Origin of the sequence: Limisalsivibrio acetivorans (genome assembly GCF_000421105.1) — a bacterium.
Taxonomy (GTDB): domain Bacteria; phylum Chrysiogenota; class Deferribacteres; order Deferribacterales; family Geovibrionaceae; genus Limisalsivibrio; species Limisalsivibrio acetivorans.
On the sequence record NZ_ATWF01000002.1, the window covers coordinates 446,729 to 462,309 of the forward strand.

Annotated in this window: 15 protein-coding genes; 1 reads left to right on the forward strand and 14 read right to left on the reverse strand. The window is 51.9% G+C overall.

Annotated features, from left to right (window positions below; translation table 11 throughout):
• Nucleotide 1 precedes the first annotated feature (1 nt).
• Complete coding sequence (gene asnB / locus K300_RS0113280) at nt 2-1,696, forward strand: asparagine synthase (glutamine-hydrolyzing) (RefSeq protein WP_022852166.1); 1,695 nt, start codon at nt 2-4, stop codon at nt 1,694-1,696.
• Here the strand turns inward: asnB and K300_RS0113285 are convergent.
• The 14 genes from K300_RS0113285 to K300_RS17100 form a co-directional block, all read right to left on the reverse strand.
• The gene (locus tag K300_RS0113285; protein WP_022852167.1) at nt 1,681-2,778 is read right to left on the reverse strand and encodes a DUF354 domain-containing protein; all 1,098 of its coding nucleotides are present in this window, start codon (nt 2,776-2,778) and stop codon (nt 1,681-1,683) included. The genes asnB and K300_RS0113285 overlap by 16 nt on opposite strands.
• On the reverse strand, nt 2,775-3,839 hold the full coding sequence (locus tag K300_RS0113290; protein ID WP_022852168.1) for a Gfo/Idh/MocA family protein: 1,065 nt from the start codon (nt 3,837-3,839) through the stop codon (nt 2,775-2,777). Before K300_RS0113290 ends, K300_RS0113285 begins: the two co-directional genes overlap by 4 nt.
• A 1-nt stretch (nt 3,840) precedes the next feature.
• Nucleotides 3,841-4,932 carry a DegT/DnrJ/EryC1/StrS family aminotransferase gene (locus tag K300_RS0113295; protein WP_022852169.1) on the reverse strand — a complete coding sequence of 364 codons (1,092 nt, stop codon included), beginning with the start codon at nt 4,930-4,932 and terminating at the stop codon, nt 3,841-3,843.
• The gene (locus K300_RS15760) at nt 4,920-5,894 is read right to left on the reverse strand and encodes a Gfo/Idh/MocA family protein (protein WP_022852170.1); all 975 of its coding nucleotides are present in this window, start codon (nt 5,892-5,894) and stop codon (nt 4,920-4,922) included. Before K300_RS15760 ends, K300_RS0113295 begins: the two co-directional genes overlap by 13 nt.
• Nucleotides 5,891-6,427, reverse strand: a complete 537-nt coding sequence (locus K300_RS0113305; protein ID WP_022852171.1) for an acyltransferase — start codon at nt 6,425-6,427, stop codon at nt 5,891-5,893. The genes K300_RS15760 and K300_RS0113305 overlap by 4 nt, the downstream gene beginning before the upstream one ends.
• Before the next feature lie 9 nt (nt 6,428-6,436).
• A complete protein-coding gene (gene pseB, locus K300_RS0113310; protein WP_022852172.1) occupies nt 6,437-7,423 on the reverse strand; it encodes a UDP-N-acetylglucosamine 4,6-dehydratase (inverting) in 987 nt (328 codons plus the stop codon).
• A 126-nt stretch (nt 7,424-7,549) separates the two neighbouring features.
• On the reverse strand, nt 7,550-8,083 hold the full coding sequence (gene pseH, locus K300_RS0113315; RefSeq protein ID WP_026836467.1) for a UDP-4-amino-4,6-dideoxy-N-acetyl-beta-L-altrosamine N-acetyltransferase: 534 nt from the start codon (nt 8,081-8,083) through the stop codon (nt 7,550-7,552).
• A gap of 1 nt (nt 8,084) precedes the next feature.
• Nucleotides 8,085-9,158, reverse strand: coding sequence for a pseudaminic acid synthase (gene pseI / locus K300_RS0113320; protein ID WP_022852174.1), 1,074 nt, complete (start codon nt 9,156-9,158; stop codon nt 8,085-8,087).
• Complete coding sequence (locus K300_RS0113325; RefSeq protein WP_022852175.1) at nt 9,134-9,733, reverse strand: formyltransferase family protein; 600 nt, start codon at nt 9,731-9,733, stop codon at nt 9,134-9,136. Before K300_RS0113325 ends, pseI begins: the two co-directional genes overlap by 25 nt.
• Nucleotides 9,730-10,626 carry a hypothetical protein gene (locus tag K300_RS0113330; protein WP_022852176.1) on the reverse strand — a complete coding sequence of 299 codons (897 nt, stop codon included), beginning with the start codon at nt 10,624-10,626 and terminating at the stop codon, nt 9,730-9,732. The genes K300_RS0113325 and K300_RS0113330 overlap by 4 nt, the downstream gene beginning before the upstream one ends.
• Nucleotides 10,623-11,447: a cytidylyltransferase domain-containing protein gene (locus K300_RS0113335; RefSeq protein ID WP_022852177.1), complete on the reverse strand. Its 825-nt coding sequence runs from the start codon at nt 11,445-11,447 to the stop codon at nt 10,623-10,625. The genes K300_RS0113330 and K300_RS0113335 overlap by 4 nt, the downstream gene beginning before the upstream one ends.
• Nucleotides 11,444-12,589 carry a UDP-4-amino-4,6-dideoxy-N-acetyl-beta-L-altrosamine transaminase gene (gene pseC / locus K300_RS0113340; protein WP_022852178.1) on the reverse strand — a complete coding sequence of 382 codons (1,146 nt, stop codon included), beginning with the start codon at nt 12,587-12,589 and terminating at the stop codon, nt 11,444-11,446. Before pseC ends, K300_RS0113335 begins: the two co-directional genes overlap by 4 nt.
• A 117-nt stretch (nt 12,590-12,706) precedes the next feature.
• Nucleotides 12,707-12,874: a hypothetical protein gene (locus K300_RS16905; RefSeq protein WP_022852179.1), complete on the reverse strand. Its 168-nt coding sequence runs from the start codon at nt 12,872-12,874 to the stop codon at nt 12,707-12,709.
• 48 nt (nt 12,875-12,922) lie between these two features.
• The gene (locus tag K300_RS17100) at nt 12,923-15,319 is read right to left on the reverse strand and encodes a flagellin N-terminal helical domain-containing protein (RefSeq protein WP_022852180.1); all 2,397 of its coding nucleotides are present in this window, start codon (nt 15,317-15,319) and stop codon (nt 12,923-12,925) included.
• Nucleotides 15,320-15,581 lie beyond the last annotated feature (262 nt).

Sequence of the window (15,581 nt, forward strand, 5' to 3'; positions counted from 1 at the left end):
TATGTGCGGAATAATCGGAGGCAATGTCCCACCTGAAAAAATCCTTTCCGGGTCTTCCAGACTTCGCCATAGAGGACCCGATGCCTCCGGCTATATCCAGTTTTCCGATGTAACCCTTGCCCACCGCCGTCTCTCCGTTATAGATCTATCAGAAAAGGCGAACCAGCCTATGACCAAGGACAACTACAGCATCATATTCAACGGCGAGATCTTCAACTTTCAGGAACTTCGCAGAAAGCTTGAGGGGTATGGAGCAGTATTCGAAACCCTCTCCGACACCGAGGTTATCTTAGAGGCATACCGCAAATGGGGGAGCGCATCCCTGAACCTGCTGAACGGGGATTTCGCCTTCTGCATCCTGGACAGGGAGAGAAGAAAGCTGTTCCTCGCCAGAGACCGCCTTGGCAACAAGCCCCTCTACTACACCAAAACCCAGAATGGTGAATTCTTCTTCGCCTCGGAGCTTCAGGCGTTCAGAGGCGTTGTCCCCACCATAATAGACGAACAGAAGGCAGGGAACATAATTGTCTTCTCCATAAACGACAACGATGAAAGAACATTACTCAAAGGTGTTTACAACCTACCCCCAGGTCATTTCATGGAGTACAGCATCGAATCCGGCGCGTTAAGCAGTATGAGCTACTGGGAGCTGGAAGAGGAGATACGGAATGAGGATGAAACCGACCTGCTTGATGAGTTCCACGAGCTGCTGGAGGATGCCGTAAGGCTTAGGCTAATCGCGGATGTTCCTGTGGGGTGCCTGGTTTCCGGCGGGCTTGACAGCTCCGTAATCGCCATGCACATAGCAAACCTCGGCGGGAACATAAAATGCTTCAGCTCGGTGTACGACAATCATCCCGAGATAGACGAAAAAAGATATGTGACAAAGCTGGGGGAGAGTCTCGGGCTTAATATCACCTTTATACACCCCGATGTTTCCGGCAGACAGGATTTCCGGCGTATAGCGGAGATTCAGGGGGATCTCTTCCGAAGCTTTTCCATCTTCGCCCAGTATGAAACCATCCGCAGAGCCTCCGAGGAGGTAACCGTTGTCCTCGGCGGGCAGGGGGCGGATGAGCTTTTCGGAGGGTACTACCACCACTGTGCCAGATTCCTCGCCCGAAGGCCGGAGGAGTTTGAAAACCGGAAAAAGCTCTACGGAGCCACCTATGCGGAGAAGGAGATGGAGCTTGGCAGAAAATTTCTGCTCCCCGATGATCTTAAGCTTGAGGTGTTCCGCAAGGACAATGAACAGCGGCTGAACAAGGTTCAAAGACACCTCAGCTTCGAGCCGGAATGGAACCTCCTGCTTGAAAAATTCGATAGCGACATCCTCCGTGCCCTACGCAGGGAAACGGACAGCCTGAACCTTCCTGCCCTTCTTCGATACGAGGACAGAAACGCCATGGCAAGCTCCGTGGAGAACAGAACCCCGTTCACCGATTACCGGATAGTAGAGTTTGTCCATTCCATCCCCGAACATCTTCGCTTCGGTAACGGACTCAGCAAGCTTTTCCTGAGAAAGTATGCGGCAAGGTTCCTGCCGGAGGAGATAACCTCCAGAACGGATAAGAAGGGATTTGAGGCTCCCCAGAGCCTATGGATGAAAAGGATAGGTTTCGGTGCAGTTACAGAACTGGCCGAATTCCGTCTTGCTCTCCTTGATGAGTTGCGGCGTTTCTACGAAAGAGCCTGAAGTCCGCCTTCCATATATCGGCCAATCTTCTCCGCAAGCTTCGCCGCAGAGCATTCCCCTCTGCTGAAATAATCCCTGTTGTCACGCTTAACACCGAGGTTCCGCTTAACTATATCAAGAGCCTCATCGGCATCATTTGTCCAGCTCATCATTCCGTTCTCTATGAGATAAACATCGTGGAAGAGGAGGAGTGAACGGAGACTGAGCACGGGAATACCGTAGCACGCCGCCTCAAGGTTCATAGTTCCACCTCCGCCGACAAGGAAGTCGATAAACGGATAAAAGCTTTCGATGGGGAGCTTCTCCTCAAGCACAACGGCGTATTCCCCAAAACGCTCCTTGAGGGGCTCTATTTCATATCTCGGCAGGATGACGATGTTTGCATCCACCTCATCCGCTATGCGGGGGATAAGCTCATACAGAACGCTCAGTTTTTCATGTACATAATGCGCCTTGAACTCCTCCTCCCGTATCATTATGGTGGGCTTTGAGATGTCCAGTCCGTAGCGCCTGCGGAAGTCGTTCTCCTCATTCTTTTCCAGGGAATTCATCCAAAGGCACACATCTATGAAGTCGTGGGTTATAACCCTGGCCGGATCCACACCCATCCTTGAGAAAACATCACGGGGGATAACAAAGGGGTGGAACAGCAGGGAGGAGAGCATGACGGTGAGCTTTGTCACGATGGTTATGTCCTCGTAGCGGAACTCGCTCCCACGTATGGGGGTATCGCAGAAATTGATGACCTCCATTCCAAGCCCGAACCCCGTCTGGATGCTGTCCACGACGCTTCCGCACAAAACCGCATCGGGCATGCCTGTTTTATCGAAGAGTTCGAGGAATTCGAGCTGACGGCTGGTCCTAGCCCGGAACTTACCCGCCACCGTTTCACCGCCGTAGTTTCCTGTGAGATGATAATCCAAACCCCGCATATCGAGCACCGACTTTGCCTCGGTATAGTTCTCCGAGTATCTGGTGGTTACCAGAGTATCAAGCCCCGCATCGTGCAGATGGGGCATAAGGTAGCTGAAAAAGAGTGCGTATTTCGGCGTTGCGGCATCGATCCAGATGAATTTGCTCATTTCCTTCCCAGTCTCGAATGGGTGAAGTGGTTGCCGTTCAGAACAACCTCCTCACCTGTTTCCATCGATTCATACAAAGCGTTTATAAAGCGTAAAGACTTAAGTCCTTCATGGCCGTCAATTACCGGCTCCTTCCCCTCATTTATACATCTAACGACATCCTCAAGGTATCGCTTATGGCCAAAGCCGTATACGTTGGGGGGATTCTCACTATAGTTCATAAGCACCTCTGCGTCCCCTTCGGAGGGCTCGGTAAACTGCCATAGGCGCATACTGTTAACTGCGAAACCACCTATCTCCACAAGGCCTGTTTCGCCAAGGATGGAGATACTCCCCTCCTGATCCTTGGGCCTTGCCGCCGTGGTAACCTCCACCACGCCGAAGGAGCCGTCCTCGAACTCCACCGTGGCAACGGCTGTGTCCTCGGTCTCGGTGTCCACCAGAAAGGCCTTCCCCCTGGCGGAAACCTTAACCACATCGCCCATCATCCACTCGAGCAGATCCAGATGATGACTGGACTGGTTGGCAAGAACTCCGCCGTCCAGCGCCCATGTACCACGCCATTCAGCCATGTCGTAATACTCCTGGGTTCTGCACCAGCGCACACGCACGGTGCCGAGCACCTTCCGCCCGAAGCGTCCAGCCTCCACAGCCTCCCGAAGCTTCATTACGGGGAGGTTGTAGCGGTTCTGCTTAACCACAAAAAGGCGGTGACCATTTCTCTCCGCCGCATCTATCATAACCTCGGCATCCTCCACTGTGAGGGCCATAGGTTTTTCTACTATAATATCTTTTCCATAACCGGTGAGCTCCATAAAGTGTTCTGCATGGAGGCCGGACGGGGTGAGTATGCAGAAGACATCCGGCTCCTCCTTCTCCGCCATCTCATGCATATCCGCATAGGCGGGCAGACCGTAGCGTTCTGCAACTTCATTCCTGCGTTCTTCGACAGTATCGCACACTGCGCAGAGCTGTGCCCCTTTTACATCTCCGGTCAAAAGAGATGCGTACCGCTGGGCTATCCTGCCGCACCCAACTACTGCAAATCTGAGTAATGACATCCTACCCTCCAAAACTCTTTATACAATCAGCTACGTATTCCGCCTCTTCCGCTGTAAGGTGCTCACCCATGGGGAGTGAAAGGAGCTCCTTATCCGTTCTGCATGCGAAGAAATCTTCACACCCGTCCGCCTTAAAGGCGGGCTGTTTAGGCAGAGCCACGGGGTAGTGTATGCCGGTCTGGATCCCCTTCTCTGTGAGGTATTCACGAAGTACATCACGCCTTTCGTGGCGGATAACAAACAGGTGCCACACATGGCGAACACCTTCACGCACAACGGGGAGGACAGCATCCGTTCCTTTGAGCTTGTCCAGATATATCCCTGCAATACGGTTTCTCGCACCGATCCATTCATCCAGATACTTCAGCTTAACGGAGAGCACCCCCGCTTGCAGACCGTCCAGGCGGCTGTTGCGCCCCTGAAAGTCATGATAAAACTTGCTGGTGCGGCCGTGATCTATGTATTGCCGTATCCTTGAGGCCATATCCTCATCCTTAGTCACCACAGCTCCACCGTCTCCGTAGGCTCCGAGATTTTTCCCCGGATAGAAGCTGAACGCTCCCGCATCACCCATAGAGCCGGTTCTTTCTCCGTTATACTCCGCACCATGGCTCTGGGCGGAATCCTCCAGAACCTTAAGGCCATGCTTGCAGGCGATCTCCATGATCTTGTCCATCCATGCGGGCTGGCCGTAGAGGTGGACGGGGATGACGCAGGATGTGTTCGGGGTTATAACCGATTCCAGGCTTTCCGGGGAGATGGTGTAGTCCTCCAGACAGTCGCAGAACACAACCTTGAGCCCGTTGCGGACCACAGCCTCGGCCGTTGCAATGAAAGTATTCGCAGGGATAACAACCTCACTCCCCTCGGGGAGGTTCATGCCCCAAAGGGCGGCCTCAAGGGCGTCGGTTCCGTTTCCGGTTCCCACACAGGCCTTCGTCATTGTATATTCGGCAAAGGCGGCCTCAAACTCCGCAGGGTATGCTCCCCCCACAAAGGCCCCCTTATCTATTATTTCATGGAGCTTCTGATCCATCTCGTGCTTCATCTTCCGGTACTGCCCCGGAAGGTCCAAAAACTTTACTTGCCGCATCTTGATATAACCTCCAGAGCGTTCATAACGTTGATAATCGAGCCCTTGCCATGCTCCGGCTCCTCACCGGTTTCAACACATCTGATGAAGGAGTTTATGGCGTTCTCAAGGGGCTGGGATACAGGGATATCGATAACCCGTTCCTCACCGTAGCGGTACTGAACAAGGTGCTTATGCAGGGCGTTTGCGTCCAGATCCTCCTCCATGATAACACCACGGTCGTATACCTTGAGCTTGTCGGGGGCTGTATCATCATAGACCGCCATCATGTCCTCGCCGCCGATGATCATCTCTCGCACCTTTACTGGGCTGAGCCAGGATACGGCTATGTTAATGATGGGGCCGTCCTGAATGTCGAAGTTTATATTTGCAAGGGCATCGTTGGGGAAATCCCTGTATTTGCGCCTTGTCACTGTTACGTTACGGATATCGAGGCCGAAGAGGTAGTCGATGATCGAGAGATCATGCACCGCAAGATCCCATACAACGTCAACACTGTGCTGAAATAACCCGAGGTTGATCCGCCTGCTGTTCACGTATACCACATCCCCGAACTTACCCTCATCGAGGAGGTTCTTAAGCTTCTTGACGGGGTCGGAATAGAGGAATACATGATCCACAAATGAGATCAGTCCTCTGTCCTGCGCCTTAACGATTATCTCGTAGGCGTGGCGTATATCTGTGGTGAAGGGTTTTTCCACGAAGATATGTTTGCCGTGCTCAAGGCACTCCATGGCAATCCTGTGGTGTGTCTGGGGGGGAGTGGCTATGAAAACCGCCTCGCAGTCGGATTTAAGAACATCGTCCAGCGTCTTATCCGGATCGGTTCCGTAATCCTCCTGTCCAGCCTTTGCCCTTTCAGGCGTTGTGTCGATGATATACTCGGGGGATGAACCCACAGAGTCGAGCGTTCTGGCAACGTTGCGCCCCCAGTAGCCGTATCCTATCAATGCCGTTTTCATTTCACTGCTCCCCTTGAAACCGCCCTCTGGCCATACACAAGCTCATCATCCGCCATATCCTTTGCAACAAGGCTTCCGGCTCCAGCCATCGCTCTCTCGCCGATGGTTACACCGCAGAGAACAACACTCCCTGCGCCGATGCTTGCATAGTCCTTTACAACGGTTTCGGTTATTTCATATTCCTGTATCAGCTCCCCGCTGTTGGTGCATGAACGGGGGTACAGATCGTTTGTGAAGGTTACGTTGGGGCCTATGAAAACCCCCTTGCCGAGGCTGACCCCTTCGGGTATGAAAACAAAGGGCTCGAGCTTGCACCGCTCTCCGAGGGTAACGCCGGGGCGGATCTCCACAAAGTTGCCTATCTTACACTCCGCACCGATCCTGCACCCGTAAATATTCACGTTCGCCCACAGGTTTACACCCTCACCGAGGATGCAGTTCTTCACTATTATGTTGAACTCGGGTATATGAAGGTCCTGCGGGGTTTCGTTATCGAATTCGATTCTTTCATTTCTTACAAGTATATAGCCCAAAACAACCCCCTATACCCTACCGGACCAGCTTCGAAGCTCCTCTATGGTGAGGAAGTGCTCATTGGTGTCTGATTTATAGTGGAATTCGGGGTCAACCAGCGCTCCGCCCGGGGTGAAGTGTTTGGCGTTGTCCCACCAGTTGAAGTTGGGATATATGATAAAATAGTTGTCGTACTCATAGGTTGTGCGGGAATCCTCCATGGTTATCATCTCCTCATGGAGCTTCTCCCCCTCCCTTATTCCAATCTCCTTCTGCTCTGCCTCCGGAAGCATCGCCTCTGCGAGGTCGGTGACACGGAAGGAGGGTATCTTGGCAACGTATATCTCCCCCCCCTTCGATTCGTTTATAGCACGGATAACCATCTGAACCCCCTGCTCAAGGGTGATCCAGAAGCGTGTCATACGGAAATCGGTGATGGGGAGCTCCCTTGCGCCGCTATCCACTAGCCTGCGGAAGAATGGGATCACAGAACCCCTGCTTCCGGCCACATTGCCGTAGCGCACAACACTGAATGTGGTCCTCTTTGAGCCGGAATAGGCGTTTGCGGAGGTGAACAGCTTATCGGAAACAAGCTTGGTGGCACCATAGAGGTTAACAGGATGAACCGCCTTATCTGTGGAGAGTGCGATAACCTTGTCCACATTGCGGTCTATGGCGGCATCTATGATGTTCTGCGCTCCGTAGATGTTGGTCTTTATCGCTTCGAGGGGGTTATATTCAGCGGCGGGAACCTGCTTCAACGCAGCGGCGTGAACCACCACATCAACGCCGTCCAGCGCCCTGTACATCCGCTCCCTGTCACGCACATCCCCGATGAAGAATCGCATACGCCCGCTGAAGGAGCTGAACTCCTCCTGCATCACATACTGCTTGTACTCATCACGGGAGTAAATAATTACCTTCTTAGGATTGCAGTTTTCAAGGATATAACGGGTGAAAACTTTGCCGAAGGAGCCTGTGCCCCCAGTTACCAGAATGGTTTTATCGCTGAACATCGCTGTGTCACCTCTGCTCTTTTATGCAAAAACTTCATGTGGAGCAATGTATTATAAAGACAATGCCCCGAAGGGTGAAAAACTTTCCCGTTTAAGTTTTAGCATATTCCATGCCGTGCAGAGGCTCTAACCCCGCCCTTCGGCCTCCTGCTCTGTTATCCCCATAAGGAGGACATCGAGCCATTCGCCGTTTTTATGTATATATTCTCGAAGTTTACCCTCATGCCTGAAACCGTGCTTCTCATAGAACTCCACAGCCTTATCGTTCCCCTCTATGACCTCAAGCTTAAGGGTATGCAAACCAAACTCCTTGAACGCAAGGAAGAAGAGCGCATTTATCAGTGTCTCCCCTGCACCTCTGGCATCGGGGGCGGAGTATATACCGAGCTTTGCGCTTCTGTGCTTTTCACTAATACACCCGATATTTACGACACCAATGGGCTCATCATGCCTCTTAACGAGGAAGTGCTGTTCGCAGGACTGTCCCTCAAGGCTCCCCACGAAGCAGTAATGCTCATCCTCACCTATCTCATGATCCGTATACATCCAGTGGCGTATCTCAGGATCGTTTCTCCATCTTCGAACCAGCTCGGATTCTTCCTTCTTCAACACAACAAAATTAATCAGCTCGCAGAAACCTAAATCCCTTCTTTCTATCATATCATTCCCCTTCATCTTCAAAGAGTTCAAAGGAAGCAGGAGTTCCTCTGTCTATATCCTGAGCCGCTGTTTTCCCAAGCAGCTCCCTGTAATGCTTTGTATGCAGACCACCAGCCGGCCGTATGGAGCGCAGGTTCTTCTCTGTGATAAGCTCACCCTTCTTAACGTCTTCAACGATGAAGAGTGATCGGGAGAAGGCTCTGCTACCTTTGGCCTTTTCGGTGAGCTGATAGTCGGGCTTACCAATGCTCGCCTCCGCCATTCGTACCTGACGCACCATCTCCGCAAACTTCGCAGGCTCCATGGAGAAAGGGGCATCGGGTCCGCCCATGCTTCGATCTATTATGAAATGCTTCTCGATAACCTTTGCCCCGAGTGCAGCGGCAGCAACGGGGACCGTGTGCCCCTCTGTATGATCAGAGACACCGGTAAGCACTCCGAAACGCTTACGCATATCCGCCATGGTGCTCAACTTCGCATCCTCCACTGGTGCGGGGTATGCGCTGGTGCATTTGAGTAGGATTATCTGGTCATTACCCGTACTGCGCACCGTCTCCACCGCTAGCTCGATATCCTCAAGCTCTGCAATGCCGGTGGAGATTATTACAGGCTTACCCTTGGAGGCTGTGTACTCTATGAGCGGTATATCATTTATCTCGAAGCTGGCTATCTTGTATGCGGGTACATCCATACCCTCTAAAAAGTCCACCGCTGTGAAATCAAACGGGCTCGAGAAACAGAGCATACCCAGTTCACCGGCCAGTTTTTTCAGTTTCGGCTGCCACTCCCAAGGTGTGTAGGCCTCTTTGTACAGGTCGTATAAAGTTCTTGAGTCCCAAAGGGTTCCATGGTTTATGGTGAAAAGGTCATTGTCGCAGTCTATGGTGATAGTATCCGGGGTATAGGTTTGAAGCTTAACGGCATCCGCCCCCGCCTCAGCCATGGCACGGATGGTGGATTCCGCCACAGTGTAATCCCCGCCGTGGTTGCAGGAGAGCTCCGCAATGATCAGTGCGGGGGATTCATCGTCCAGAATCCTTCCGCCTATTCTTACTTCCCGCTTATCTCTTTCCATAGCTTCCTCAGCTCTGTTATGGTTATATCCTCACCCGTCTCTTTTACCCTTTTCTTTAACTCTACCAGTTCGTCAGGCGCATGGTAGCTCCCCTCATCCTCTCTGGGGATAGCCTTCAGCCTCCGTTCACGTATGTAGCTCCAGTTGAAATGGAACATATCCAGCAGACGTTCAACCAGCATCTCCTTGAGAGTGGCGAGGGTCTCCCTATCCTCATCGGGCTCAATGCGTTCCTGCACAAGTATATCGCCGTTGCGCAATTCACTGTCCACTACCCTGTGCATGCTCACACCCTTTGGCGTACCCTCTATACAGCTCCACAGCATGGGATCGTAACCCCTGTTCCACGGGAGGTAGGAGGGCTGGAGGTTTATTATCCTGTTCCTGAATTCATCCAGAAGATTACCGGGGATGGAATGCTCATAGAATACGGATATTATAAATCCGGGGTCAGATTCCAAAGCCTCGGCAAGGGTTATACCCCCTGTGTGGACGGTAACCTTTCGTTCCCGCTCCTCAAGCCATTCGGCAAGAGGGTTTGCCTGTGTGCTGTCTGTCAGCAGCAGTATATTCATCGCACTCTCTCCAGAATAAATTCAGCGGCCCTTCTGGCACCCTGGCCATCGACCAGCTCCCTTGCGGAGGTATTCACACCCCTGCCCAGGACCGCCGCATGCTTCCTTAGAAGCCCTTCGAATCCTTCATCATAAGCCCTTCCGGCACTTTTGAAAACCCCGCTGCGCTCCCATGCCCTAAGGTTGTTCTCCTGATTCTCCGCAACGGAGAAGATGCATCCCGTAAGCCCCGCTCTGGCCAGCTCATATGTTGTCTGGCCGGCGGCGGAGAAGGCGCAGGATGAGATCTGCATAAGCTTAAGCATCTCCTCTGCGTCCAGATCAAAGAAGGTATTCACCCTCACCGAGCTCACCGGAGGCTTCACCGAAAGGACGTTCAGCGTCTCATCCGTCTGCTCAAGGAGCACCCGGCAGATCTTTTCCAACACATTCCCCGGCGTACTCCCCCCAGCACTCACAAAGATCCCCTGCTCCCCCTCCATGGGGGTGAGATCCCAGAAGGGTTTCCTGAGCAGAGCGTATTCAACGCCGAGGAGGGTATCATCCCGGTTATAGGGGAGCTCTTCGGCATAAAGTGCACCGTTTATAACAACGCCCGGAGGGTACTCCAAACGCATATAGTCATCCAAAAAAACATCCAGACCGTTATCAAGACCCTTAAGGTATAAGGCATCCGGTTCATAGGAGTCTATTACACATATATCAAAGCCGGACGGAGGCGTATCCTCCTGCCACTGCTCCGCTTTTATGCCGCATCCCGCACCGTATGTTCCGTCCACATAAACCACAGGATCCTCACCACGCTCACGCAGGGCATCCCTGAGAGCCAGACATCTGCCGAGGTGACCGAAACCTGTTTTACCACCCGCAGCGGTGAAGATACCGATCCTCATCCAAGCTCACGTTTGAGTAAGGATGCCGAGTACTTCATATCCTGCCTCTCAAGGAGCTTGACCGCTTCCTCCAGCTCCTCTTTTTCATCGGAAAAAACACGCTTCTGCATAACGGAGGCGTTTATATCCCTCAACCACGGCTTATCATTGAATAGCTCCACGATATCCTTAAGCCCGAAATCCTCACCCAGATAGTCGTACACGGTGCATATGAGGTTGTAATCCTCGGGAGTATCCAGAGTTATGCGGATGTCCGGTGCGATAAGGCTGTGGTCCGGACAACGGTAGGAGGCGGTTGTGAACGCTCCGCTCTTATATATATAAGGGGTGACATGCTCACGGTAGTCATCCCTTTCGGTCTCTTTGTAAGCCCTATCCAGAGCTTCGAAGGTGAAAATCTCCGTATCCATGCCGTGGGGGAAGGTCCTCTCGGCGGTATTTGACATATAGTCACGCCCGCTTCTTCTGAACTCCTCCAGCATCATATCGATAACAACGGGGTCGATGCATGGGCAGTCCGCCGTGATGCGGACGATTATATCAAGGCTGGAAGCGGCGGCCGCTCCGTAGTATCTGGCAAGAACATCATCCTCGCTCCCCCTGAAAAGCTCCGCACCGGATCTCTCTGCAACAGGTATAACCGCATCGTCCACACTGTTTGTTGTAGTTGCAACGACAACATCGTTCGCAGAGGATGCTCTGCATCTTTTAACAACCTGCCCGAGTACGGTGGTGTCGCCGCCGTAGGGGAGCGGTTTCAGGATCTTGGCAGGGAGCCTTGAGGAACCCGTTCTCGCCTGTATGACAATTCCGGTTCTCATCCAAGCTCCTCCAGTGTTTTGTTTACAACATCTATAACTCTATCCGTCTCCTTCTCGCTCATCAGAGGAAACATCGGCAGGCTTATCACCTTCTTGTAGAACTCCTCGGTCTCCGGAAGGCTGAAATCCTCAAAGCCGTTCTCCCTGTAAAAGGGATGCTGGTAAACAGGAACATAGTGCACCTGGGCGAGGATACCCTCCGCATGGAGCCTTTCGTAGAACTCCTTCCTGTCGACACTCACCCTGACGGGGTAAAGATGGTAGCTGTGCATGGTTCGAGGTCTGTACGGCGGGGTTTCGATAAGCTGGTTCTCCATGAACGCTTCGTCGTACTTTATGGAGATATCCCGGCGTTTCTCGATGAACATGTCGAGCTTCTTAAGCTGGCTTACGCCGAGAGCTGCCTGTATATCGCACATGCGGTAGTTGAACCCGAGCTCCTGCATCTCCATATACCAGCCGCCATGGGACTCCTTCTCGAAATCCGTTCTGGTAATGCCATGATTGCGGAATCGGCAGAGGCGTTCGGCGGTGTCCGTATCGTTGGTGAGCACAGCTCCCCCCTCCCCTGTGGTGAAATGCTTTACCGGATGGAAGCTGAAAACTGTCATATCCGAATAGGCACAGGAGCCTGTCTTTGTATCCTTGTATACAGCACCCGGGGCGTGGGATGCATCCTCGATAACCTTAAGCCCCTTATCGGAGGCTATCCCGGCGATACGCTCCATATCAGCAGGCTGGCCAGCATAGTGCACGGGAACGATCAGGGTTGTGGTCTCATCTATGAGTGCTTCGATATTATCTGGGTTAATATTCCCCGTATCCGGCTCTATATCTGCAAATCGGGGGGATGCGCCTAGATACAGGCCGGCATTGACTGTGGCGGCGAAGGTCATTGCGCTTGTGATGAAAGTGTGTCCCGCATCGAGCCATGCGGCGTGGTATGCGGCGTGCAGTGCGGAGGTTCCGCTATTGAAGACCACGGCGTAGTCCGCATCGAACCTTGACGCCAGCTCCTTCTCGAAAAGCTCCACAAAGGGGCCTCCTGTTATCATATCCCCCTTCAGAGATTGAATAACCGAATCAATATCGTCCTTATCTATCCACTGCCTGCCGTAGGGTATCTTCTCTCTGCCGGACATAAGATAACGCCTCCCTTCTGATATGCATACTTCGTATTTTACACTCTATTGAACTCTTATTAAAGGATTTTGGAGGAAAAAAGAAGGGGGCCTTTAAAGGCCCCCTTTGAATGGTATTTAGATTTTAAGTGACTGAGTCTTTCTGACTATAGTAACCTTGCCGTTTTCAAATTTAACCTCTACGGAGCCGTAGAAATTGCTTTGAAACATTTCCCGCAGAATCTCCTGAAGCTGATCAAGCTGGGAATTTTCCGGTTTATTATTACGTACACTCATTGCAGCCATTGTTTACCTCCCTGTATCATTCTGTAACGTCCCTGTCCGAATGACCCGTTAGCCCTGAATGAGCTGGAGAGCCATCTGCGGTATCTGATTCGCCTGGCTAAGCATCGCTATGCCGGACTGATTAAGAATCTGATACCTGGTAAAGGTTGCCATCTCAGAAGCAACATCAAGATCACGGATCCTTGACTCACTAGCTGTCATGTTCTCTCTGGCAGTTTCGAGGTTGTTGATGGTGTACTCGAGCCTGTTAATCTGAGAACCGATAGTTGCTCTGATGGTAACAACCTTATCAAGGGCTGCATCAATATCGGGGATCGCTCTTTGAGCGAGATCCTGCGATACCAGGGTTGTATTCTCTATACCCAGACCTTCAACATCGAGCTGAGGTATGGAAACGGAGAGCTGCTGTCCTTCGTTGGGCCCTATCTGGAGATCCGTGGAGTTGTCCACAACGTGGAGGAAAAGCTCCTTGGAGGATTCATCCGTATTCTCGGAGAATGATATCTCCTGATTGATAGTATCCCAGGACTCGTTTACGCCTGCTCTGGAATCGATGATAATCTCGATACCGTCCACAATGCCGTAAACTCTGTCGTTTCCTGTTTCATCAGTACCGATGAGTTCGCCTGTGTGGGCATCTTTAACAGTTACGTGGGTAGTATTGTTTGTGGGTTCCTGAATCTCAGCAAGGGAGAATCCGTCGATGAGCCTCTGATCACCGCTGAATGCAAGTTCTCCCTGCTCGCCTGTGAGAGCAGTCTGGATTATAAAGGTACCCTTAACGCTTCTTTCGCCATCGGAATCGGGAACAGAAACGTAGTCCACAAGGTGGCTGTTTACGTTACTGCTCTCTGAGCCCATATCAAGGCCATCCACTATAGCCTCTTCGATCTTCTTCTCAACATCGGCGATGGTGTCATCACCCTCAAGGAAGATCGTAGCGCTCTTTCCGTTACCCCAAATGGTAAGCTCCTGCTTGTTGTCGAAGACGTTGTTTCCATCCGCATCCACGAATCTGGCGATATCCTTCATCTTTGTTGTGGATGTTGCGGCATCTCCGGACCCTCTGATTTCGAGGTCAAAGGCATCTGAAGATGTTCTTCCTGCTGCGGGGCTGGAGTCGTTACTCTGCTCCTTGAAGTTGAGGGTCATATTACCGATGTCAAGGTTACCTGTGCTGTCGTTGAGCTGGGCGTAGTAGAGCTTGACTTCGTTGTAGTCCACAACTGTGTCGCCGTTATCCGCAGTGGTAAGGGAGCTTGCGCCTGTGAAGTAGATTGTGGGGCCATCCTGCCCTTCGGGCCCGCCGGTTATCTGCACACTACCGCCTCCGGAGGAGGAGAAGTTGCCCGTTGCGACGCCGCCTGTAAGGGAGAAGAGAACCTTGTCGCCCGCCTGAACCGCACCGTTTGAGGAAAGGGTTACGGTGAAGTCGATGGCGATGGAGTTTCCGGCTGTGTTTGTAAGCCCTGCTGTGGTGGTATCGACAAGGAACGTGGAGTTACCCGCATTCGCCGCCGCACTAACAGTTACCCAGTCGCTTATGGAGCCGGTTTTTGCGTCTACGAAGCGTACGTTTACGCTTCCGTTCTTGGAGCTGCTTGCGGAGAAGTTCTCGGCAAATTCAACCTCAAGATAGCCGCTCGCACCGCCGGAAGCGGATACGTTTGTGGCGTTCACGAGGAAGGATGAACCGGGCTGCTCGTAGTAAGCAAGGGTGCTCATACCAGATACATCGCCGGTTACATTACCGCTTACCTTTACGCTGAAGTAGGCAGTTCCTGTGGAGGGGAGTGACTCGGGGTTGTTCACGAAAGCAACGTTTGTGTTGTTTCCGCTGGATCCGCCGCCTGTCACGATCTCCGATCCGATGACATCTTCACTGAGTGTCATGATGTCGGTTTTGAACTTCTGGTTGGTACCGGGGGTGGTGTTCAGCGATATCTTGTAGTTCCCCTCAGCAACATCATCACGAACGATCGCTTTGATCTTGTTGTTGCTGGCGGACCAGAGTGCTGTTCCGTCACCATTAAGAAGTTTCTTTGTGTTGAACTCGGTTGCGGAGGAGATTCTGTTGATCTCATTCTTGAGCTGATCAACCTCTTTCTGAATCTCGATCCTGTCGTTTGAGGTGTAGGTTCCGTTTGAGGCCTGCACTGCAAGCTCCCTCATTCTCTGGAGCATGGAGCTAACCTCGCCGAGAGCGCCTTCCGCCGTCTGGAGCATGGAGATACCGTCCTGTGCGTTCATAGATGCACGCTTGAGACCGGTGATCTGTCCTCTCAGTTTTTCGGAAATCGCAAGGCCTGAGGCATCATCTGCGGCATGATTGATACGGAGACCTGATGAAAGTTTTTCCAGGGATTTACTCAGCTGATTCTGAGTATTGCCCAGATACCGCTGGGTGTTCAGCGACATCGTGTTCTGATAAATCCTAAGTGCCATGTCATCCTCCTTGATTCTTTCAATAGAGGCACGCGCTTCCTTGCGCACATTAACAATCGTACACTTTCATTTTTTCTAAATAGAAAAGATCCATATTTTTTTGAAAAACATGATCCCAGGAGTGGTTTAAGTAAAAAAGATCCATTCAGAATCAAGATCTTAAGCTTTTTAGCGCCAGAAAGGTTTTGTGCAGAAAAATAGATCATTAGGAGTATTTTATATCGTTCCGGCTGACCGGGGCATATTGATGTAGCAAACCTTA

Excerpts from the sequence above, each read along its gene's own strand:
- K300_RS16905 (WP_022852179.1), bottom strand. The coding sequence starts at position 12,874 with ATGGCTGCAATGAGTGTACGTAATAATAAACCGGAAAATTCCCAGCTT.
- pseH (WP_026836467.1), bottom strand. The coding sequence starts at position 8,083 with ATGATAGAAAGAAGGGATTTAGGTTTCTGCGAGCTGATTAATTTTGTT.
- K300_RS0113330 (WP_022852176.1), bottom strand. The coding sequence starts at position 10,626 with ATGAGGATCGGTATCTTCACCGCTGCGGGTGGTAAAACAGGTTTCGGT.
- asnB (WP_022852166.1), top strand. The coding sequence starts at position 2 with ATGTGCGGAATAATCGGAGGCAATGTCCCACCTGAAAAAATCCTTTCC.
- K300_RS0113335 (WP_022852177.1), bottom strand. The coding sequence starts at position 11,447 with ATGAGAACCGGAATTGTCATACAGGCGAGAACGGGTTCCTCAAGGCTC.
- K300_RS17100 (WP_022852180.1), bottom strand. The coding sequence starts at position 15,319 with ATGGCACTTAGGATTTATCAGAACACGATGTCGCTGAACACCCAGCGG.
- K300_RS0113285 (WP_022852167.1), bottom strand. The coding sequence starts at position 2,778 with ATGAGCAAATTCATCTGGATCGATGCCGCAACGCCGAAATACGCACTC.
- pseB (WP_022852172.1), bottom strand. The coding sequence starts at position 7,423 with ATGTTCAGCGATAAAACCATTCTGGTAACTGGGGGCACAGGCTCCTTC.
- K300_RS0113325 (WP_022852175.1), bottom strand. The coding sequence starts at position 9,733 with ATGAATATACTGCTGCTGACAGACAGCACACAGGCAAACCCTCTTGCC.
- pseI (WP_022852174.1), bottom strand. The coding sequence starts at position 9,158 with ATGGAAAGAGATAAGCGGGAAGTAAGAATAGGCGGAAGGATTCTGGAC.
- K300_RS15760 (WP_022852170.1), bottom strand. The coding sequence starts at position 5,894 with ATGAAAACGGCATTGATAGGATACGGCTACTGGGGGCGCAACGTTGCC.
- pseC (WP_022852178.1), bottom strand. The coding sequence starts at position 12,589 with ATGTCCGGCAGAGAGAAGATACCCTACGGCAGGCAGTGGATAGATAAG.
- K300_RS0113295 (WP_022852169.1), bottom strand. The coding sequence starts at position 4,932 with ATGCGGCAAGTAAAGTTTTTGGACCTTCCGGGGCAGTACCGGAAGATG.
- K300_RS0113290 (WP_022852168.1), bottom strand. The coding sequence starts at position 3,839 with ATGTCATTACTCAGATTTGCAGTAGTTGGGTGCGGCAGGATAGCCCAG.